Source organism: Rhizobium sp. AG855 (assembly GCF_003610655.1).
GTDB lineage: Bacteria > Pseudomonadota > Alphaproteobacteria > Rhizobiales > Rhizobiaceae > Allorhizobium > Allorhizobium wuzhouense.
The window spans coordinates 855,523-874,805 of record NZ_RAQG01000003.1; the positions used below are offsets into that span (position 1 = coordinate 855,523).

Sequence of the window (19,283 nt, forward strand, 5' to 3'; positions counted from 1 at the left end):
CCCTCAGATCTTGTCCGCGTCCCCGCCCTTCTTCTTGCCGTTCATCATCACCTCGAGATAGCCCAGCATCACCGCCGAGATGACGAAGGCGAGGTGGATGATGGTGAACCACATCAGCTTGCTGTCGGTGTACTGACTGGCGTTGAGGAAGACCTGCAGCAAGTGGATCGAGGAGATCGCCACGATCGAGGAGGCGACCTTGATCTTCAGGCTGCCGGCATCGAGCTTGCCGAGGAAGGAGACCTGGTCATCGGCCTCGTCGAAACGGCTGACGAAGTTCTCGTAGCCGGAGATCATCACCATGACGATCAGGCTGGCGACGAGGGCCGCATCGATCAGCGCCAGCATGGCAAGGATCATCTCGAAATCCTCGTAGACGAAGACATTTTTGGCGATCTTGATGAACTTGTAGCCGAAGGAGACGGCGTAAACGGCAAGTGCTGCCACCAGGCCGAGATAGAAGACGACCAGCAGCCAGCGGCTCGACAGGATGATTTTCTCGATCAACAGTTCCAGCGATTTCATCGGGGTCCTTTCGTCCGGCAATATGCCCGGACATAGTACAGGCACAGTGTGGTCGACAAGGGTCCTGCAGCCCCCAGATGCCTGCCGGCCCGTGATCTTGCCGGCTGCGGCCTAGGCCGGATCGTATCGGAAGCGGGCGCGCACTATGCCGTGGTCGTTCGAACCGTCGGCGCGGTGGTTCTCGCTGTTCAAATGATCGTTCGCAATGTCCATGCCGTCGAAGGCCCAGATGCGCTTGCGGCTGTTGTCGTAGAATTCCTGGCTGACCAGGATTTGGTCGAGGGATTCGCGAATATTCTGATGGATGTGAGTGTAATACACGTCTCGCGTCGAGCGATACTGCTGCAGTGTCTGGGCCGTGTAGAGATCGGCATCACCGCCGCCGAGCGAAAGCCCCATCAGATAGCGCGGCTGTCCGGTCAGGATGTTGACCGTATTGCTCAGATCCCCGTCATTGACGTCGCCGACAATGATTGCGGGAATGTCGGTTTCCTTGATCTTGTCGGTCACGATCATCTTGAGCGCCGTGGCTTCGGCTGTTCGGCGGATCGTGGACAGGGCCGAGCCGATACTTTCAGCATGCTTCGCGTGGCTGTCTTTTTCGTACCAAGGCTCGCGATATATCTTGGTTGGCCCTTTGGACTTGAAGTGACAGACATAGACGTGGATTTCAGGTCCATTCGACAAGGGTTTGATCGTCAGATGCAGGACCGGACGCGAGAACCGGTCAACGGAGACTGCGATCTGGGGTGTTTGGCTGTCTTCGCCACGGCTCGACAGCTTGAATGTTTCGGGAAAGCTTTCGATCCAGACAGGGGTGCCGACGACCAGTCCTTTTCTGGCAGCAGCGGCACAGACGATCCGTTTGCCTGTGTGGTCGTCCGGCACGATGAGATCATAGTCGTCATTCATGCCGGCAGCGGCAAAGGCGTTCTGCAGGCTCTGACCATGCCAGAGTTCCTGAAACGCGAAAAGATCCGCTGCCATTTCCCGCAAAAGTCGTGCGGTGAACGTCTGCTTGAGCGCGTATTCCTCAACTGTCCAGGGTGTGGTCTTTTCGTAAAGCGGCAATTCCGGCTCGTTGAGATTGTACAGATTAAAGGTTGTCAAGCTGAAGGTCTGCTTGGTCATGGCACCGGCTCCCCTTTTGGTATGTCGCCATGCTAATACATCTCCAGATTGAAGTTAATACGACAGCGAAATCTCGAGGGTGGGGTGGTGCTGTGACACTGGTATAGGTATCGCCAAAAAAATACGGCGAGCGCCTTGCCAGCCCGGCTCGGTCGTCAGATCTTCTCAATCAACGAAAAGGCGCAGGGGGAAACATGACCGTACCATCGGATATCGACATCGCACGCGCGGCGTCCAAGCGGCCGATCCAGGAGATCGGCTGCAAGCTCGGCATTCCCTCGGAAAGCCTCATTCCCTACGGTCACGACAAGGCGAAGATCTCGGCGGCCTTCATCCGGGGACTGTCCGACCGCCCGGACGGCAAGCTGATCCTCGTCACCGCGATCAACCCGACACCGGCGGGCGAGGGCAAGACGACGACCACGGTTGGGCTCGGCGACGGGCTGAACCGGATCGGGAAGAGGGCTGTCATCTGCATCCGCGAGCCGTCGCTCGGCCCCTGTTTCGGGGTGAAGGGCGGTGCGGCGGGCGGCGGTTATGCGCAGGTGGTGCCGATGGAGGACATCAACCTTCATTTCACCGGCGATTTCCACGCCATCACCTCGGCGCATAACCTGCTCTCGGCGCTGATCGACAATCATATCTATTGGGGCAATGAACTCGGCATCGACACGCGCCGCATCACCTGGCGGCGGGTGATGGACATGAACGACCGGGCGCTGCGCGAGATCGTCACCTCGCTCGGCGGTGCCTCCAATGGTTTCCCCCGTGAGGCCGGTTTCGACATCACGGTTGCCTCCGAGGTCATGGCGATCCTGTGCCTTGCCACCGATCTCGAAGACCTCGAGCGGCGGCTGGGGGCGATCATCATCGGCTATCGCCGCGACAAGAGCCCCGTCTTTGCCCGCGACTTGAAGGCCGATGGCGCCATGGCCGTGCTGCTCAAGGAGGCGATGCAGCCGAACCTCGTGCAGACGCTGGAAAACAATCCGGCGCTGGTGCATGGCGGTCCCTTTGCCAATATCGCCCATGGCTGCAATTCGGTGATCGCAACGCAGACGGCATTGAAACTCGGCGATTACGTGGTGACGGAAGCCGGTTTCGGGGCCGATCTCGGGGCGGAAAAATTCTTCGACATCAAGTGCCGCAAAGCGGGGCTCAAACCCTCCGCCGTCGTCATCGTGGCGACGGTGCGGGCGCTCAAGATGAATGGCGGTGTGGCGAAGGACGCGCTTTCTGTCGAGAATGTCGAGGCTGTCCGGCGTGGATCGGTCAATCTCGCCCGGCATCTGGAAAACCTCGCCAAGTTCGGCGTGCCGGCGGTGGTGGCGATCAACCATTTTTCCAGCGATACGGCCGAGGAGATCGAGGCTGTCCGCAGCGTGGCCATCGGGCTTGGCGCCGAAGCCGTGCTTTGCCGCCACTGGGCCGAGGGCTCGGCGGGCATCACCGCGCTTGCCGAGGCGGTCGTGCGGATCTCCGAGACGCCCTCGCAGTTCCGGCCGCTTTATCCCGACGCATTGCCGCTCTTTGCCAAGATCGAGCGCGTCGCGACCGAGATCTACCGGGCGGGCGAGGTCACCGCCGACAAGTCGGTCCGCGACCAGCTGGCTGAGTGGGAACGCCAGGGGTATGGCCACCTGCCGGTCTGCATGGCCAAGACACAGTATTCTTTCTCCACCGATCCGACACTGCGCGGCGCGCCGGAGGGGCATGTGGTGCATGTGCGGGAGGTGCGGCTCTCCGCCGGGGCCGGCTTTGTCGTTGCCATCACCGGCGAGATCATGACCATGCCGGGCCTGCCGCGCGTGCCGTCCTCGGAAAAGATCCGGCTGAACGGCGAGGGGGCCATCGAAGGGCTCTTCTAGTCGCCGCTTTCAGCCGGCCCCGAATTCCATCGTGAACTTGTGATATTTCGATCACGGTGACGTGGATCACAATTCATGATTAGAATAATCATGTTTTATATGTTGACTCTGATAATCATGTTTTATACGGCGTGATTACGGCGAAATTTTCTCCGCCGCCCCGGTTTTGACGCAATCACAGCTGGCCAGCCTGCCCCTCCTGCGGGGGCGGGACCGTATTTTGCTGGCCTTGGAAAGGACATTCGCATGAGCTCCCGGTCCGCCAGACCTCTCCTGCTCGCCTGCACCGCCCTCGTTGCGGTCTCGGCCATTCTCCCCGCCCACGCACAGGACGCCGCCCCGGCGACCGGAAGTGCCAATGGGGGGGAGACCCAGCTCCAGACGATCGTCGTCAAGGGCAAACGGGTCCAAGCCGGCTCGGTGGCCGAAACGCCGCTGGCAACGGAGACGACGGCGGATCAGCTGCGCCAGAAGGAGGTGAAGGACCTCAGCGATCTCGGCAACACCACGGAGCCGGGTGTCGATTTCATCCAGGCGAAACCCGGCCGCGCGGGTGGCCTGTTCATCCGTGGCCTGACGGGGCCGCGCGTCGCCGTGCTCGTGGACGAGATCCCGATGCCCTTCCTGCAGAGCGGCGCCCGCACCAGCGCCGGTTCCCCGACCACGGGCATCAACGGCCAGCCGAGCAGCTTCGATCTCAACTCGCTTGCAGGCCTCGATGTGCTGAGAGGCGCCGATTCCAGCAAGGTCGGTTCCGGCGCGCTCGCCGGTGCGCTTTCGGCCCGCACGCTGGAGCCCGAAGACCTGATCGGCGAGGGCAAGGATTGGGGCGGTCTCGCCAAGACCGGCTACGACAGCGAGGACGACAGTTTTGGCGGTTCAGCCGCCATTGCCAAGCGGGTGGGCAGCACCTCGGTCCTCTTCCAGGGCTCCTATACCAAGGGTCATGAGACCGACAGCAAGGGCAAGAACGAGATTTTCGGCAATAGCCGGACGGCGCCGAACCCGATGGATTTCGTGCGCAACAACCTGCTCTTCAAGTTCCGGCATGAACTGGAAGGCGGTCACAGCATCGGCCTGACGGCCGAGCGCTACGACTATACCAGCGACACGAACCTCCAGTCGCTGCAGACGCGGACTTTCACCAATGCGAATGCCGCGACCACCTTCCGCGCCAACGGCTATACCGGCTGGGACGACACGCGCCGCCAAAGGGTCTCCCTCGACTACAAATTTGATGCTCCCTCGAGCGACACGCTGATCCAGGCGGCCAATCTGCGCTTCTACTGGCAGCAACTCGAAAAGGAGGCAGGCTCCGACGGCTTCCGCAATAGCGGCACGCGGTATGTGCGCGCCAACGAGGCCGAGGAACGGGACTTCGGGATCATCGGGTCTGCCGTGTCCGAATTCGAGGCGGGCGGGCTTGCCCATCAATTGCGTCTGCGCGGCAATGTCGTTTCCTTCGACACGCGCCAGTACATCTCCGTGTTCCCGGCAACGGCAACCACGGTCTCGCAATCGGATATTCCGGATGTCGACGGCACGGTCGTCGGCCTGTCGCTCGAAGATCAGCTCGGCTTCGGCGATAGCGGTTTCTCTCTGACGCCCGGCATCCGCTTCGACTGGCATGATTACAATCCGCAGAACTCCGCCGCCTTCAGCAAAAATACCGGCTACAAGGCCTTCGGCCTGCCGGATGGCTCGAGCGACAGCCGGTTCTCGCCCAAGCTTCTGGCGGAATACCAGCTGACGGAGAGTGTCGGCCTCTTTGCCCAGTGGTCGATGGCCTATCGCGCGCCGACCGTCGACGAACTCTACGGCAACTTCACCAATGTGGCCGGGGGCTATGCCAGCATCGGCAATCCTGCCCTCAAGGCGGAAACCGGACAGGGATTCGAAGTCGGCGCGAAGTGGGATACGGGGGATTTCACCGGTGGCGTGACCCTGTTCCACAACTCCTATGACAACTTCATCGACTCGGTCACGAGAACCGGCGTCGCGCCGCAGCCGGCGATGCTTTTCACCTATGAGAACCGCAGTGATGTCAGGATTTCGGGCGCCGAAGTGAAGGCCCGCAAGAGCTTCACCAACGGCTTCTTCGCCGAGGCATCCCTGGCCGTCGCCTATGGCGAATATGGCGACACCGATGCCCGTCTGCGCAGTGTCGCACCGCTGAAGTCGATCGTCGGCATCGGCTACGACCAGGAGACCTGGGGCACGGAACTGACCGGCATCTTCTCGGCCGCCATGCCGGATGACCATACGGCATCGACCTTCGACGCACCGGGTTATGGTGTCTTCAACCTGACCGGCTGGTGGGAGCCCGAACAGTTCAAGGGCTTGAGGATCCAGGCCGGTGTCTACAACATCTTCGACAAGACCTACTGGAATGCGGTCGGTGTCGCCTCGGTCAATCCGAACAGCGTCAGCTCCGGCAACCAGCCCGTCGACTTCTACTCGGAAGCGGGACGCAGCTTCAAAATCTCGCTCACCCAGAAATTCTGAGCGGAGCTTTCACACACAAGGAGACGGGCGGCGCCTTCGGGGCCGCCCGTCTTTCGTTTACCGGCAATAGTGCAATCCGCTCTTCCGCTCGATCACGTCGAGATGCATGTGGTCCTGATGTGTCGGGTCGCTGCCGGGCGACAGCACGGTCGTGAAATAAAGGCAGGCAATGGCGTTGAAGGCGCGCTGGAAGACGGCCTGTGCACTGCCGTCATCCTGCTTGGCGATCATCACGGGTTCTTCCTCGTCGCCAAAGCGCAAAGCCGCGATGTCGATCGCATTGCCATAGGCATGCTCGGAAATCTTGCCGGTTTCGGCGCTGTTCCTGTTGCGGCAGACATAGCCGGAGGCCTGGCGGATGCCGGAAAGGGCCGGCTTGCCGGGGAAGGCGGCTTCGGCTGCCGGTTTCAGCATGTCGCGGGTCATGCGCGCGAGCTGCAGTGCCGTCTCGCAGCGGATCGTTGCTTCCGGCTCCAGCGTCACGTCGGGGAGGGGCTTCTTCAGAACGATCGGGCTCGCCATGCCGCAGCCACCCGCATCGTCGACCCGCGGCTTCGTTTCGAAGCTTGCACCGATCGCCTTCAGATCCGCGAGGCACGCCGCGAGCATCTTCGGATCTTCCGGCGGCGGTGGCGGATCGACGGGTTCGGCTTTCTCCTCCGGTTCCTTCGCGCCCTTGTTCTCGTCCGCAGGCTCTTGCTTGGCAGGGCCCTTGTCGCTGGCTGCGTCCGGCGCCGGCGCCGGCGCCGGTGCCGCAGCGGGTGGCGTGGGCGTGGCTCCCTCGGTATTTTCCCTATTCTCCTTGCCGTCTTCGTCCCCGGTTTTGTCGTCCGTAGGTGGTTCGGGCTTGGGATCGGGCGTCGGAACCTCTGCCGTGTCGGCGGGTTTGCCGCTTTCCGCTGGCGCTTCCGGCTTCGCGTCCGGTGCAGGGGTCGTCGCCGCCGGTCGCTGTGTCGGCTGCGGCCCGCGAGACGGCAGTGTCAGTCCCGTGAGGATCGGCCAAGCCAGCATGAGGCCTATTGCGAGCTTCGATATCGTCTTCGTCATCTCGTCTCCGTCTCCCCCAGCCACCGGGTCGATAAGGCGCGAGCCGCCGAAAAGTTCATCATCCAAGCATGGCAAAACGCCCTTGCTAAGGCGCGGTCCGCACGCTATGCAATTCGCCATGAAGATCGTATCGAAGACCTTTGCTTGGTGGTGGGCACGCTGACGCGGCCTTGACCAGTCATGTCTTGTTGACGATTGACCCCAAAGCCGCCCGGAAACACTCCTGAGGCGGCTTTTTTGTATTCAAGGCCTGCAGGAGAGGGGCCCTGAAGAATGGAGAAGGACAGATATGTCGACGATATTTCAGGAAGACGGCTCGGAAGCCTATCAGACGCGGGGTGGCGTGACCGTCACGCGCAAGCGCCGGCCGACGTCCTATGGCGATGCCATTTCGACCTATGTCGACAAGCTCGACGAGCGGCGCGGTGCAGTTTTCTCCTCCAATTACGAATATCCGGGCCGCTACACCCGCTGGGACACCGCGATCGTCGATCCGCCGCTCGGCATCTCCTCCTTCGGCCGCAGGGTCTGGATCGAGGCCTATAACGGCCGCGGTGAAGCGCTGCTCTCCATGATCGCCGAGGCGCTCGCCTCCGTCGAGGATCTGGCGCTGGGGACACGCACCGCGACCCGGCTCGATCTCGACGTGAAGCTTCCCTCGCGCGTCTTCACGGAAGAAGAACGCTCGAAGATGCCGACGGTCTTCACCGTGCTGCGCGCCATCACCGCATTGTTTCACTCGGAGGAAGATTCGGCCATCGGCCTGTTCGGCGCCTTCGGTTACGATCTCGCCTTCCAGTTCGACGCGATCGACCTGAAGCTCACGCGCCCTGACGACCAGCGCGATATGGTGCTTTTCCTCCCCGACGAGATCCTCGTCGTCGACCATTATTCGGCTAAGGCCTGGATCGACCGCTACGACTTTACCAAGGGCGCGGTCACCACTGTGGGCCAGTCGGAAGAGATTGCGCCCGAACCCTTTGAGCATACCGACACGATCCCGCCGCGCGGTGATCATCGTCCGGGCGAATATGCCGAACTCGTCGTGAAGGCCAAGGAAAGCTTCCGCAAGGGTGACCTGTTCGAGGTCGTGCCGGGCCAGAAGTTCATGGAACGCTGTGACTCGAAGCCGTCGCAGATCTCCAAGCGGCTGAAGGAAATCAATCCCTCGCCCTATTCCTTCTTCATCAATCTCGGAAACCAGGAATATCTCGTCGGCGCCTCGCCGGAGATGTTCGTGCGGGTGAACGGCCGCCGCATCGAGACCTGCCCGATCTCCGGCACGATCAAGCGTGGTGCCGATCCGATCGAGGATTCGGCGCAGATCCTGAAGCTGCTCAATTCCAAGAAGGACGAGAGCGAGCTCACCATGTGCTCCGACGTCGACCGCAACGACAAGTCCCGCGTCTGCGAGCCGGGCTCGGTCAAGGTCATCGGCCGTCGCCAGATCGAGATGTATTCGCGCCTGATCCACACGGTCGACCACATCGAAGGGCGGCTGCGCGACGGCATGGACGCCTTTGACGGCTTCCTCAGCCACGCTTGGGCCGTTACCGTCACCGGTGCGCCAAAGCTGTGGGCCATGCGCTTCATCGAGAAGCACGAGAAGAGCCCGCGCGCCTGGTATGGCGGCGCGATCGGCATGGTCGGCTTCAATGGCGACATGAACACGGGGCTGACGCTCAGAACCGTGCGCATCAAGGACGGCATCGCAGAAGTGCGTGCCGGTGCCACGCTTTTGAACGACAGCGACCCGCAGGAAGAAGAAGCCGAAACCGAACTGAAGGCCTCCGCCATGATTGCAGCGATCCGTGATGCCAAGAGCGGCAACGACGCGTCTTCCAAGCGCGGCGTGGCGCGGGTGGGCGAAGGCGTGAACATCCTGCTCGTCGACCACGAGGACAGTTTCGTCCACACACTCGCCAACTACTTCCGCCAGACGGGCGCGACCGTGAACACGGTGCGCACGCCGGTGCCGGAAGAGATCTTCGACAGCCTGAACCCCGATCTGGTCGTTCTCTCGCCCGGCCCGGGTTCACCGGCCGATTTCGACTGCAAGGCGACGATCAAGAAGGCGCGTGCCCGGCAATTGCCGATCTTCGGCGTCTGCCTCGGTCTGCAGGCGCTGGCGGAAGCCTATGGCGGCGAGCTGCGCCAGCTGGCCGTTCCCATGCATGGCAAGCCGTCGCGCATCCGCGTGCTCGAACCCGGCCTCGTTTTCTCCGGCCTCGGCAAGGAAGTGACCGTCGGCCGCTACCACTCGATCTTCGCTGATCCCTCGTCCCTGCACCGCGATTTCATGATCACGGCGGAGAGCGAGGACGGCACGATCATGGGCATCGAACACACCAAGGAGCCGGTCGCCGCCGTCCAGTTCCACCCGGAATCGATCATGACGCTCGGCGGCGACGCCGGCATGCGGATGATCGAAAACGTCGTGGCGCATCTGGCGAAACGGGCGAAGGTGAAGGCGGCGTAAGGGCCGATCGCGACCTGATGTTTTTTTCCATGGCCCGGTGGTTCCCCTCCACCGGGCCATTCTTGTTCTTGCCAAGGGCGGCTCTGCCAACTTGTATTGTGTCACACGCCGTGGTGGCGCTGTCACAAAGCTGCCGGTTTTCGTGACCAGAAACTTCGCGTTGTTCTTACGAGGGGATTTCTGATGTTCAAAGCGATTGTCCTGTGTGGAATGCTTGTCGTGGCTGGTTCGGCCCTTGCCGAGGAACGCATCGTCACAATCGATGGTGGTCAGATTAGTGTTCCCGTCGGTTTGACCGTGCAGGTGAAATCCGTGACCCTGGGCGACGATGCCACAAGAATTCGACTTCTGGCGAGTTTCGATAGCCATGTGACGAATTTCGTCGAGTTGAACGGTGGTGAAAATGCCTATCTGCGCTGGGGCGATGCGCTTGAGCAGCGCTTGCACATGCGCCAGGTCGGCGACAACAAATGGATGCGCGTCGTCAACGGCGAGACGATGGAAGGGGACCTCGTCTTTCCCGGAAAAATCCCAGGAGATGCCGGCCGATTGACGCTGGTCTTTAACGAGGGGAAGCCAGCCGACGATGCCGACGCTCCCGGCGTGACCATTCCGCTGGAGATCCGTCCGTGACAAGAGGCTTGCTTCTTGCCCTCACCGTACTGCTTCCTGTGCCGGCGCTTGCCTATACCGTCAGCCACGAGGGCGGTCCGGTTGGCGATATGCCGTCTCGCTTCGAGAGTATCGATTTTCCGCAATCACGTTTCGCGCCCAGACCAACGCCGAGCGACGGGAATGCCGCGGCTGGCAGTTCGTCTTTTTCCCTGAAGAACCTTGAATCAGAAGCGCGCGCGAGGACGGAGGCGTTGCTGAGCGAACTCGGCGCGCACCAGGAGGGCAGAGCTATTCACGTCAGCCTGCCGGGCGACGTCTTGTTCGATTTTGACAAATCGGACATCCGTGCGGATGCTGAGGAAATTCTTGTGCAGATGGTGACGATCCTTACCGCCTTGAAGGCGTCCCCTGTGCAGATCGAGGGCCACACGGATTCCAAGGGCGATGACGACTACAATATCGCCTTGTCCGCGCGACGTGCGACAGCTGTCAGGGACTGGCTGTCCGACCATGGCATTGACCTGATCCGCCTGAGCACGACGGGCAAGGGAGAAGCCGAACCGGTTGCACCGAACGAGACTTCGGACGGGCGCGACGATCCGGTTGGGCGGCAGAAGAACCGCCGGGTCGAGTTCATCATTGATACGGGAGAATGAAGATGGGTCTGATCGCGTGTCCTGAATGCAATCATTCTATTTCCGATAAGGCGGTCTCGTGCCCACAATGCGGCTATCCCATGCGGGTTGCCAATGGGCGTGGTACTTGGCCATCCGTGCTCTCGGGGGTGGCGACCACTTATCTCTCAACGAATGCGGTTGTTTTGATCGTCCTCGGTGCCATCCTTTTTATCGCCTTTGCGGCAATTATGGTGGCGGTCGTCCTTTCTTCTTGATCGGCATTTGCCGGGAAGAGAGGCGCAGCACAGGCACTATCCCGGAAGTTCTCGCTTAGCCATGCCCTGTGCACACCGGCTCATTCCGCCTTGACCTTTCCTCAACCCTTCGCCATTACACTGCCGATATCAACCGAACCGCCCGCTCTTGCCGGGCGGTTTTGTCGTTTTTGGAATTGCGTCTGCAATTCACTCGCATCTGCAGGGAATGAAGCCATGGCGGCGAACGAAGACAATCTGGTGCGCAAGCTCGCCTTCTGGGGCATTCCGCTCTCTTTCGGGGTCATGGGCCTGAAGCTGCTCGCCTGGTGGGTCACCGGCTCGGTGGCGCTGCTGTCCGATGGCCTGGAATCCACCGTCAATGTGATCGCTGCCTTCCTCGCCTATTTCGTCATCCGTTATGCGCAGAAACCGGCCGACGACGATCACCCTTACGGGCACCACAAGGCGGAATATCTGTCGGCCGTTCTGGAAGGCGTGCTGATCGTGGTCGCGGCGCTTCTCATCATCCGTGAAGCCGTGCCGGCGCTCTATGCGCCGTCCCTGCCGGAAGCGCCCTATCTCGGCCTGGCGATCAACGCTTTGGCCGCCGTCATCAATGCCGCCTGGGCGAGCCTGCTCATCCGCGTGGGCAAGAGCCATCGCTCGCCGGCGCTGTCGGCGGATGGGCAACACATCATGTCCGACGTCGTCACCTCCGGCGGTGTTCTGATCGGCCTGGTGCTGGTGCTCTTCACCGGCTACGCCATTCTCGATCCGGCGCTCGCGATCCTGGTTGCGCTCAACATCATCTGGCAGGGCTGGAAAGTCATTTCCCATTCCGTCGCGGGCCTGATGGATGTCGCGGTGTCCTCGGATGAAGCCGAGGCGATCCGGGAGGCGATCAAGGAGAATTCGGAAGGATCGCTCGGCGTGCATTACCTGCGCTCGCGCCGCGCCGGGGCTGTCACCTTCGTCGCCTTCGACCTCGTCGTGCCCTCGAAGATGACCGTGCGCGACGCCCATGTCATCTGCGACCGGCTGGAAATGGCCGTGCACAAGGCGGTGCCCGGCACCCGCGTCACCATTCATGTCGAACCCGAAAACGAGATGGCGCATGGCGCCGGCGTCGAACTCGGGCGTTAAAATCAAAGGATCCCATCACATGAGCAAGACCGATGTGTCCGGCCTGACCCAGCTCGGCCAGAGCGTGGATGCGCCCACCAGCCCCGAAACGGCCGTGCTGGAGCGCGTGCCGAACGGCAATGCCGGCACCGATTATGTCGTGCGCTTCACGGCCCCCGAATTCACCTCGCTCTGCCCGATGACCGGGCAGCCGGATTTCGCCCATATCGTCATCGACTACATTCCCGGTGACTGGCTGGTGGAATCGAAATCGCTGAAGCTCTTTCTCTTCGCCTTCCGCAACCACGGCGCCTTCCACGAGGATTGCTCGGTCTATATCGGCAAGCGCATCGTCGAGCTGCTCGATCCCAAGTGGCTCCGCATCGGTGCCTACTGGTATCCGCGCGGCGGCATTCCGATCGATGTCTTCTGGCAGACGGGTGCTCCGCCGGAAGGTGTGTGGCTGCCCGAGCAGGGGGTGGCGACCTATCGCGGGCGCGGCTGATCCTGGTGGTGCCGGGTGACTTCGGCCGCCCGAAGCGCTAGCCTCCGGTCTTCTCTCAGACCGGAGGCCCCGCATGCCGAAATATCTCGCCGTCTATACGATGAAGCATGAGGACTTCGCCCGTTTCCGGGCGCTGTCCAAGGCGGAGCAGGATGCGATCGACGCCGAGGGTGTTCCGAAATGGATGGAATGGGAAGACAGAAATGCCGCCGCCATCCTCAATCGCGGTGGCATGGTGGGCAAGACGACGCGCATCACCCGAGACGGCATAACGCCTGCGACAAACGCGATCTGCGGCTATCTGATCGTCGAGGCTGAAACGGCCGCGGCGGCGGCCAAGCTTTTCGAAGACCATCCGCATATCACCGTCTTTCCCGGCGATGGCGTCGACATCATGCCCTTCGTCACCGATCCGCCGGTGTGAGACGGGCAGGGGAAACGCAGCCGCCGAGCATCCGCGATATACCGTCTAACCATTTATTGACAATATGCCGATATTCGTTTGTTCGACAAATGGTCACGGATGACAACATCATCCGGACAGTCCTTGTTCTCCGCGGTTGACCGCCGAGGGGCATTTCAAGCCGTGACGGGTATTCCCTGACGGCAGTGCGCATCCGGTTGCCGCAAGTCTCGTTCTTCGGCCCAATGAATGGGCTTCCCAACTTTTTTCGATTGTGAGCCAGGCGCGTCAACAGCGCAGCCTTGCCTGCGAAAGGTGTCGACCGGTGCCGCCGTCATACGCGGCGGCGGCGCGATGTCCTGCGCCCTGGCTCGCGTTTTCTTCCTGCCCGAAAGGAACACTGCATGTTGGAAAAGCTCACGATCAGAAGCAAGGTGCTTTGCGCTTTGCTCGCCCTGGCGATCATGTCCACGGCGACGTCCGCCTGGCTGACCGTTGCCCTCAACTCGACCAACCAGAGCTATCAGAGCTTGCTCACCCGCGAAGCCGATCTGACGATCCTCGGCGCGCGCGCCTCGGCCGCCATCTGGACGTCGGTTTCCATGTCGCTGCGCATGGCGGACATGGACCCGAAGTCCGAAGCCTACACGGCGCTTGCCGAGCGCTATGAGAAGAACTTCAAGACGGCTTACGAACGTTACAGCCGGGTCAGCAGCGAGCTTCCCAGCCGTGCCGATGCCATGAAGGAACTGACGGACTTCATCGGCCAGCTGAAGGGGAATCTCGACGAGATGCTGGCCGCCGCCGTCGCCGGGGACCAGCAGAAGGTCGCTGCGCTGCAGTCTCGCCACGAAGATCTGTTCGCCCAATTTTCGACGCTCAGCGGCAACCACAATCAGGCCATGCAGACGCTCCTGAACGACGGAACAGCTGCTCTCGGCGCTTCCGTGCAGTCGACCACCTGGTCGAGTGTCACCGGCGTTGCTCTCGGTCTCGTCATCGCCTTTGCCTTTGCGCTCTACATCTCCCAGGTCGGGATCACGCAGCCCATGCTTCGCCTGCGTGCCCGTCTGGCCGCGCTCGCCACAGGCCAGGTCGAGGAAGCCATTCCCGGCCTCAATCGCTCGGATGAAATCGGCCAGATCGCCCAGGCCGCCGAAATCTTCCGGACCAATGCCAAGGATCGCATTCGTCTGGAGCAGGAGGCCGAGGCCAATCGCAGCATCAGCGAACAGGAACGTCAGGCGCGCCAGGAGCAGGCGCTGAGGGAAGCTCAGGACGTGAAGTTTGCGGTCGACCACCTCGCCCAGGCTTTGTCAAAGCTCGCCGAGGGCGATCTTTCCTTCCGCATCCAGCAGCCCTTCGTCGCGTCGCTGGACGGGGTTCGCACGGACTTCAACAACTCCGCCGCCAAGCTCGAGGATACCCTGTCGCAGATCGCGGCCAATGCGCGGGGCATCGATGCCGGCTCGAACGAAATCAAGTCCGCAGCCGACGATCTTTCCAAGCGCACCGAACAGCAGGCGGCTGCCGTCGAACAGACCGCGGCAGCCCTTGAGGAGATCACCACCACCGTCAAGGATTCGACGAAGCGCGCGCAGGACGCCGGACATCTCGTCTCGCGTGCCAAGTCGGGCGCGGAGGAATCCGGCGACATCGTCCGCCGCGCCGTGATTGCGATGGAAAAGATCGAGCAGTCCTCGCAGTCGATCTCCAACATCATCGGCGTCATCGACGAAATCGCCTTCCAGACCAATCTTCTGGCGCTCAATGCCGGCGTCGAAGCCGCCCGCGCCGGTGATGCCGGCAAGGGTTTTGCGGTTGTCGCCCAGGAGGTGCGTGAACTCGCCCAGCGGTCCGCCACGGCCGCGAAGGAGATCAAGGCACTGATCACGACCTCCAACGAACAGGTCCAGGAAGGTGTGCAACTGGTGGGTCATACCGGCAAGGCGCTGGAGACGATCGTCGCCGAGGTCCAGGAAATCAACCGCCACGTTCTCGCCATCGTCGAATCCGCCCAGGAGCAGTCGTCCGGCCTCCAGCAGATCAACACGGCTGTGAATCAGATGGATCAGGACACGCAGAAAAATGCAGCCATGGTCGAGGAAACCACGGCTGCGAGCTATGGCCTGGCGCAGGAGGTCGTTGCCCTGAACAGCCTGCTGGCGCAATTCCGACTGGTCCAGCAGGGCAGTGCGGCGCCCTCCCGGCCGCGTGCCGCCGCCGCCCACGAGGTCCAGAGACCATCCCCGGCCAAGGCGCTGACCCGCAAGCTCGCGACCGCCTTCCAGGGCAATGCCGCCGTCAACAGCGACTGGGAAGAGTTCTGATCGCTTCAAGTCTCGGGACATGTGAGATCAGGGGCGGCGCGGGCAATCGCGCCGCCTTTCTCATCGGCGGTTCATCCTGAGTGTCAGCGCTCGCTCACAGCGTCTGTGCGGCGCTGATCGAGGAGACGAAGCGCCGGGTTCGCTCGCGCTGAGGGTCGCGGAAGATCTGCTCGGCGCTGCCGGTTTCCACCACCTGGCCGGCTTCCAGGAACACCACCTGGTTGGCGATCTTGGAGGCGAGCCTCAGATCGTGGGTGGCCATCACCATGGTCGTTCCTTCGGAGGCGAGTTTGCCCAGAACCTCCACCACTTCGCCTGCCAGTTCCGGATCGAGCGCGGAGGTCGGCTCGTCGCAGAGCAGGACCTTGGGCGAGGGGGCAAGCGCTCTTGCGATCGCCACGCGCTGCTGCTGCCCGCCGGAGAGTTCGGCGGGCCAGGCTTCGATCTTGTGACCCATGCCGACCTTGTCCAGAAGTTCGACCGCGCGTGCGCGCGCCTTGTCGCGTGACCACTTCTGCACCGTGATCAGGCCTTCCATCACGTTCTCGATCGCCGTCCTGTGCGGGAAGAGCTGAAAGTTCTGGAAGACCATGCCGGTCTCGCAGCGAATCTTCTGGATCTCGGCGAAGGGCGGCTTCCGGCCGGGTGAGAATTCCACCCTGTTGTCGCCGATCTGGACTGCACCCGAGGTTGGAAGTTCGAGCAGGTTGATCGAGCGCAGCAGCGTGCTTTTGCCCCCGCCGGAGGGACCGACAAGCGCCGTCACGCTGCCTTCGGGGAAGGACAGCGAGATGTCGTTCAGGATCGTGGCTTCGCCGAAACGTTTGACAATGTTGGACAGCGTGATCATCGGTTGGCCTCCAGCATGCCGCCATAACGGCCGAAACGCGTTTCCAGTCGGGATTGCAGATTGGAGAGCACCGAACTCAGCGCGAGATAGATCAGCGCCGCCTCGATATAGAGGATCAGCGGCTCATAGGTCGTCGCAACGATGCGCTGGGCCGACTGGAAGAGTTCCGGCACGGTGATCGCGGCTGCCAGGGACGTGTCCTTGACGAGCGAAATGAAGGTGTTCGACAGGGGCGGCACGGCCACGCGCGCGGCCTGCGGCAGGATGGTCCTGCGCATGGCCTGGTTCCAGTTCATGCCGGTCGAATAGGCGGCTTCCCACTGGCCCTTCGGCACCGAGGAGATGGCCGCGCGGATGATCTCCGACGAGTAGGCGCCGATGTTCAGCGTGAAGCCGATCAGCGCCGCTGGAAAGGCGTCGAGCAGGATGCCGATGCTCGGCAGACCATAGAAGATGACGAAGAGCTGCACGAGAAGCGGCGTGCCTCTGATCACCCAGACATAGAAGCGGGCGATCATCACCAGCGGCTTGGCTGCGAACAGGCGGGTGACGGCCGTGATGAGGCCCAAGGTCAGGCCGAACGCGAAGGAGAGGAGCGTCAGCGGAATGGTGAATTTCACCCCGGCCCAGAGCAGGGTCGGCAGCGAATCGAGCATCAGTTGGAGCCAGTGCGGCATGGGGGTGTCCTTGGACAGTGGACTGAAACGGAACGCAGCAGAGACGCCGAGCGCCGCTGCTGCGATGGAATTTTAGCATTTATAGCGGACCGACCGCGCGGCAAGGCCGCGGCGGTCGAGGGTGAAGGTTGTGGCTGGTCTCCCACCTCCCCCTTGAGGGGAGGCGCCGCGAAGCGGCAGGTGGGGGTGAACCGTGCGGATGCGGCGAGATTACCCCACCCCGGAGCTTCGCTCCGACCCTCCCCCTCAAGGGGAGGGTGGTTGTTACTTCGAGACGTCCTGGCCGAAATACTTGTCGGCGATCGTCTGGTAGGTGCCGTCGGCCTTGATGTCGGCGAGCGCCTTGTTGATCGCGGCCACGAGCTCGGCATCGCCCTTGCGGACAATGATGCCCGAGGCGTCGGCTTCGGCCTTTTCAGCGGCGATCTTCACCGGCGCGTCCGGCTTCTGCTTCTTGAAGTCGAGGAAGGAGAGGCTGTCGTTGATGGTCGCGTCGGCGCGGCCGGTCAGCACCAGCTGGATCGACTGGTCGAAACCGTCGGTGCCGACGAGTTCGGCGCCGGCTGCTTCGGCGATCTTGCCGAAATTGCTCGACAGCGACTGCGCCGACTTCTTGCCCTTCAGGTCCTCGAAGCTCTTGATGTCTTCATTGCCTTCCTTGACCACGAGAACGGCCTTGGAAACGATGTACGGATCGGAGAAGTCGTACTTCTCCTTGCGTGCCTCGGTGATGCCGACCTGGTTGATCACGGCGTCGTAGCGGTTGGCATCGAGGCCGGCGATCAGGCCGTCCCATTTGCCTTCGACGAACTCGGCCTTCACGCCGAGCTTGGCGGCGACGGCTTCGCCGATCTCGACGTCGAAGCCGACGAGCTTGTTGGACGTATCGTGGAAGGTGAAGGGTGCGTAGGTGCCTTCGGTGCCGATCTTGATGACCCCGGCGGACTTGATCTGGTCGAGGTTCTCGCCGGCCATCGCCGGGTTAAGAACGAGCGTCTGGAGAACGGCGGCGGCAGCCAATGTCTTGAGCCAGCTCATGGGTATTCCTTTCATGCGGTCGGGCCGTTTCCGGCCCGTGTCTCGGGAGGGCATCGTCATCGCAGATCAGGGCCTGCTTGGGATGAGAGAAAAGAGCGAATAAATTGGGCAATTGAGAAAAAATTACTCAACGCACCACGACCGTGCCTGGGATCCAGGTGCGGTCAGCCCTCCGGAACGAGAAAACCGCCCCAAAGGTTCCGGACGGAGCCGGGCTTCGGGGCGGTTTGGATTGCGCGGTCGAACGGATCGTCGCTGCGGCCTATCAGCCGAAGGCGATCGCGGCACCGCCAACGACGGTGGCAAGACCGAGGATGCGGGCAACGGCCGGGCCGAGGCGGGAGACGCCGAGGCCGAGTGCCACGCCGGCACCATGCAGGGCCGCAGTCGCGACCAGGAAGCCGAGGCCGAACTGCAGCGCACCTGCGGCACCGAGTTCACCACCATGGGCATGGCCGTGGAACAGCGCGAAGAGGCCGACAACGGCAGCCGAGGCAGCGACCGGCAGGCGAACCGCAGCGGCCACCAGCAGACCGAGGCCGATGACGGAAGCGAGGATCGCCGGCTCGACGAAGGGAAGCTCAACGCCCGCGACAGCCAGGCCGAAGCCGACGGCCATCATTGATACGAAAGCGGCAGGTACTGCCCAAAGGGCGCGGCCGCCGATCTGGCTTGCCCAGACACCCACGGCGACCATGGCCAGGATGTGGTCGGCGCCGAACAGCGGATGCGAGATCCCCGCCATCAGCGAGCCGTGCTCTGCCGGGTCGAGATGGGCGAATGCGGGGGCGGCTGCTGCGGCAAACATTGCGGCGGTGAGTGAAAGGCGTTTCAGCATGATTTGGTCCCTCTATTTGGTCGACTCATGGCGGCCGGATTTCGGTCCCGCCGATCGTCTCCTTATGTCAAAGCGGAGACTAGCGTAACCCTTTCGGAGCTGTCCACGGGAAAGACGTGGGAGAGCCTACGTCGAATGCCGGGGGGAGGGCGCGATTCGCGCGCCATCGGGTTGCGGCTGCGCGACATGGTGCCCGAAACCACCCTCGCCAGGTTTTTGGCGCCTGACCTTCACCTAAAGTCGAATGGATTGGCTGCGGTTCTGCTGGGGATTGATACCAAAGTCGTTCTGACCGGCAAATATGCATTGTGTTAAGAATTTGACCGATGCTCGACGTCCCGGCTCGTGAAGGCGATGCCATTTGCGACAGGGAACAAGGGCTCGGCGGGGAACGAGGCGCGCCAGCGCGCCAGTGCCGACCGGTAGAGGACCGGATTTTAGAGGAGGCAGGCGACGCGGAGGCGGGGCCTGTTGGT

General features: G+C 62.2%; 17 protein-coding genes. 10 read left to right on the top strand and 7 right to left on the bottom strand.

Translation table 11 applies throughout. The features are described 5' to 3' along the window. Positions 1–3 precede the first annotated feature (3 nt). Entirely contained in the window at positions 4–525 is a 522-nt protein-coding gene (locus tag DFO46_RS04155) for a TIGR00645 family protein (protein ID WP_110792098.1), read from the bottom strand. A 111-nt stretch (positions 526–636) separates the two neighbouring features. Continuing rightward, entirely contained in the window at positions 637–1,656 is a 1,020-nt protein-coding gene (locus DFO46_RS04160) for an endonuclease/exonuclease/phosphatase family protein (RefSeq protein ID WP_110792100.1), read from the bottom strand. 194 nt (positions 1,657–1,850) lie between these two features. Here DFO46_RS04160 and DFO46_RS04165 point away from each other — a divergent pair, with 194 nt between their 5' ends. After that, positions 1,851–3,524, top strand: a complete 1,674-nt coding sequence (locus DFO46_RS04165; RefSeq protein ID WP_120276425.1) for a formate--tetrahydrofolate ligase — start codon at positions 1,851–1,853, stop codon at positions 3,522–3,524. Positions 3,525–3,770: 246 nt separating this feature from the next. Next, entirely contained in the window at positions 3,771–6,029 is a 2,259-nt protein-coding gene (locus DFO46_RS04170; protein ID WP_120276426.1) for a TonB-dependent hemoglobin/transferrin/lactoferrin family receptor, read from the top strand. A gap of 57 nt (positions 6,030–6,086) precedes the next feature. Here the strand turns inward: DFO46_RS04170 and DFO46_RS04175 are convergent, their stop codons facing one another. Beyond that, a complete protein-coding gene (locus tag DFO46_RS04175; RefSeq protein WP_183041833.1) occupies positions 6,087–7,076 on the bottom strand; it encodes an extensin family protein in 990 nt (329 codons plus the stop codon). 289 nt (positions 7,077–7,365) lie between these two features. Here DFO46_RS04175 and DFO46_RS04180 point away from each other — a divergent pair, with 289 nt between their 5' ends. The 8 genes from DFO46_RS04180 (at position 7,366) to DFO46_RS04215 (ending at position 15,404) form a co-directional block, all read left to right on the top strand. Beyond that, positions 7,366–9,555: an anthranilate synthase gene (locus DFO46_RS04180; RefSeq protein WP_120276428.1), complete on the top strand. Its 2,190-nt coding sequence runs from the start codon at positions 7,366–7,368 to the stop codon at positions 9,553–9,555. 183 nt (positions 9,556–9,738) lie between these two features. Beyond that, the gene (locus DFO46_RS04185) at positions 9,739–10,188 is read left to right on the top strand and encodes a hypothetical protein (protein WP_120276429.1); all 450 of its coding nucleotides are present in this window, start codon (positions 9,739–9,741) and stop codon (positions 10,186–10,188) included. Continuing rightward, positions 10,185–10,826, top strand: coding sequence for an OmpA family protein (locus DFO46_RS04190; protein ID WP_147412734.1), 642 nt, complete (start codon positions 10,185–10,187; stop codon positions 10,824–10,826). The genes DFO46_RS04185 and DFO46_RS04190 overlap by 4 nt, the downstream gene beginning before the upstream one ends. Before the next feature lie 2 nt (positions 10,827–10,828). Continuing rightward, positions 10,829–11,062, top strand: a complete 234-nt coding sequence (locus tag DFO46_RS04195) for a zinc ribbon domain-containing protein (protein ID WP_110792112.1) — start codon at positions 10,829–10,831, stop codon at positions 11,060–11,062. A gap of 216 nt (positions 11,063–11,278) precedes the next feature. Continuing rightward, the gene (locus DFO46_RS04200; RefSeq protein WP_110792114.1) at positions 11,279–12,187 is read left to right on the top strand and encodes a cation diffusion facilitator family transporter; all 909 of its coding nucleotides are present in this window, start codon (positions 11,279–11,281) and stop codon (positions 12,185–12,187) included. A gap of 19 nt (positions 12,188–12,206) precedes the next feature. Further along, complete coding sequence (gene queF / locus DFO46_RS04205) at positions 12,207–12,671, top strand: preQ(1) synthase (RefSeq protein WP_120276431.1); 465 nt, start codon at positions 12,207–12,209, stop codon at positions 12,669–12,671. Between the two features lie 73 nt (positions 12,672–12,744). Further along, on the top strand, positions 12,745–13,095 hold the full coding sequence (locus DFO46_RS04210) for a hypothetical protein (RefSeq protein WP_120276432.1): 351 nt from the start codon (positions 12,745–12,747) through the stop codon (positions 13,093–13,095). Between the two features lie 383 nt (positions 13,096–13,478). Next, on the top strand, positions 13,479–15,404 hold the full coding sequence (locus DFO46_RS04215) for a methyl-accepting chemotaxis protein (RefSeq protein WP_120276433.1): 1,926 nt from the start codon (positions 13,479–13,481) through the stop codon (positions 15,402–15,404). A 94-nt stretch (positions 15,405–15,498) separates the two neighbouring features. Here DFO46_RS04215 and DFO46_RS04220 read toward each other — a convergent pair whose 3' ends face one another. The 4 genes from DFO46_RS04220 to DFO46_RS04235 form a co-directional block, all read right to left on the bottom strand. Continuing rightward, positions 15,499–16,254, bottom strand: a complete 756-nt coding sequence (locus DFO46_RS04220; protein WP_120276434.1) for an amino acid ABC transporter ATP-binding protein — start codon at positions 16,252–16,254, stop codon at positions 15,499–15,501. Beyond that, entirely contained in the window at positions 16,251–16,931 is a 681-nt protein-coding gene (locus DFO46_RS04225) for an ABC transporter permease subunit (RefSeq protein ID WP_110792122.1), read from the bottom strand. The genes DFO46_RS04220 and DFO46_RS04225 overlap by 4 nt, the downstream gene beginning before the upstream one ends. 264 nt (positions 16,932–17,195) lie before the next feature. Continuing rightward, positions 17,196–17,969 (bottom strand): amino acid ABC transporter substrate-binding protein, encoded by a 774-nt coding sequence (locus tag DFO46_RS04230; protein ID WP_110792124.1) that lies wholly within the window; start codon positions 17,967–17,969, stop codon positions 17,196–17,198. 265 nt (positions 17,970–18,234) lie between these two features. After that, complete coding sequence (locus DFO46_RS04235) at positions 18,235–18,807, bottom strand: HupE/UreJ family protein (protein ID WP_110792126.1); 573 nt, start codon at positions 18,805–18,807, stop codon at positions 18,235–18,237. Positions 18,808–19,283: the final 476 nt, after the last annotated feature.

Excerpts from the sequence above, each read along its gene's own strand:
- DFO46_RS04165 (WP_120276425.1), top strand. The coding sequence starts at position 1,851 with ATGACCGTACCATCGGATATCGACATCGCACGCGCGGCGTCCAAGCGG.
- DFO46_RS04185 (WP_120276429.1), top strand. The coding sequence starts at position 9,739 with ATGTTCAAAGCGATTGTCCTGTGTGGAATGCTTGTCGTGGCTGGTTCG.
- DFO46_RS04195 (WP_110792112.1), top strand. The coding sequence starts at position 10,829 with ATGGGTCTGATCGCGTGTCCTGAATGCAATCATTCTATTTCCGATAAG.
- DFO46_RS04225 (WP_110792122.1), bottom strand. The coding sequence starts at position 16,931 with ATGCCGCACTGGCTCCAACTGATGCTCGATTCGCTGCCGACCCTGCTC.
- DFO46_RS04155 (WP_110792098.1), bottom strand. The coding sequence starts at position 525 with ATGAAATCGCTGGAACTGTTGATCGAGAAAATCATCCTGTCGAGCCGC.
- DFO46_RS04160 (WP_110792100.1), bottom strand. The coding sequence starts at position 1,656 with ATGACCAAGCAGACCTTCAGCTTGACAACCTTTAATCTGTACAATCTC.
- DFO46_RS04170 (WP_120276426.1), top strand. The coding sequence starts at position 3,771 with ATGAGCTCCCGGTCCGCCAGACCTCTCCTGCTCGCCTGCACCGCCCTC.
- DFO46_RS04220 (WP_120276434.1), bottom strand. The coding sequence starts at position 16,254 with ATGATCACGCTGTCCAACATTGTCAAACGTTTCGGCGAAGCCACGATC.
- DFO46_RS04235 (WP_110792126.1), bottom strand. The coding sequence starts at position 18,807 with ATGCTGAAACGCCTTTCACTCACCGCCGCAATGTTTGCCGCAGCAGCC.
- DFO46_RS04230 (WP_110792124.1), bottom strand. The coding sequence starts at position 17,969 with ATGAGCTGGCTCAAGACATTGGCTGCCGCCGCCGTTCTCCAGACGCTC.
- DFO46_RS04215 (WP_120276433.1), top strand. The coding sequence starts at position 13,479 with ATGTTGGAAAAGCTCACGATCAGAAGCAAGGTGCTTTGCGCTTTGCTC.
- DFO46_RS04200 (WP_110792114.1), top strand. The coding sequence starts at position 11,279 with ATGGCGGCGAACGAAGACAATCTGGTGCGCAAGCTCGCCTTCTGGGGC.
- DFO46_RS04210 (WP_120276432.1), top strand. The coding sequence starts at position 12,745 with ATGCCGAAATATCTCGCCGTCTATACGATGAAGCATGAGGACTTCGCC.
- DFO46_RS04180 (WP_120276428.1), top strand. The coding sequence starts at position 7,366 with ATGTCGACGATATTTCAGGAAGACGGCTCGGAAGCCTATCAGACGCGG.
- DFO46_RS04175 (WP_183041833.1), bottom strand. The coding sequence starts at position 7,076 with ATGACGAAGACGATATCGAAGCTCGCAATAGGCCTCATGCTGGCTTGG.
- queF (WP_120276431.1), top strand. The coding sequence starts at position 12,207 with ATGAGCAAGACCGATGTGTCCGGCCTGACCCAGCTCGGCCAGAGCGTG.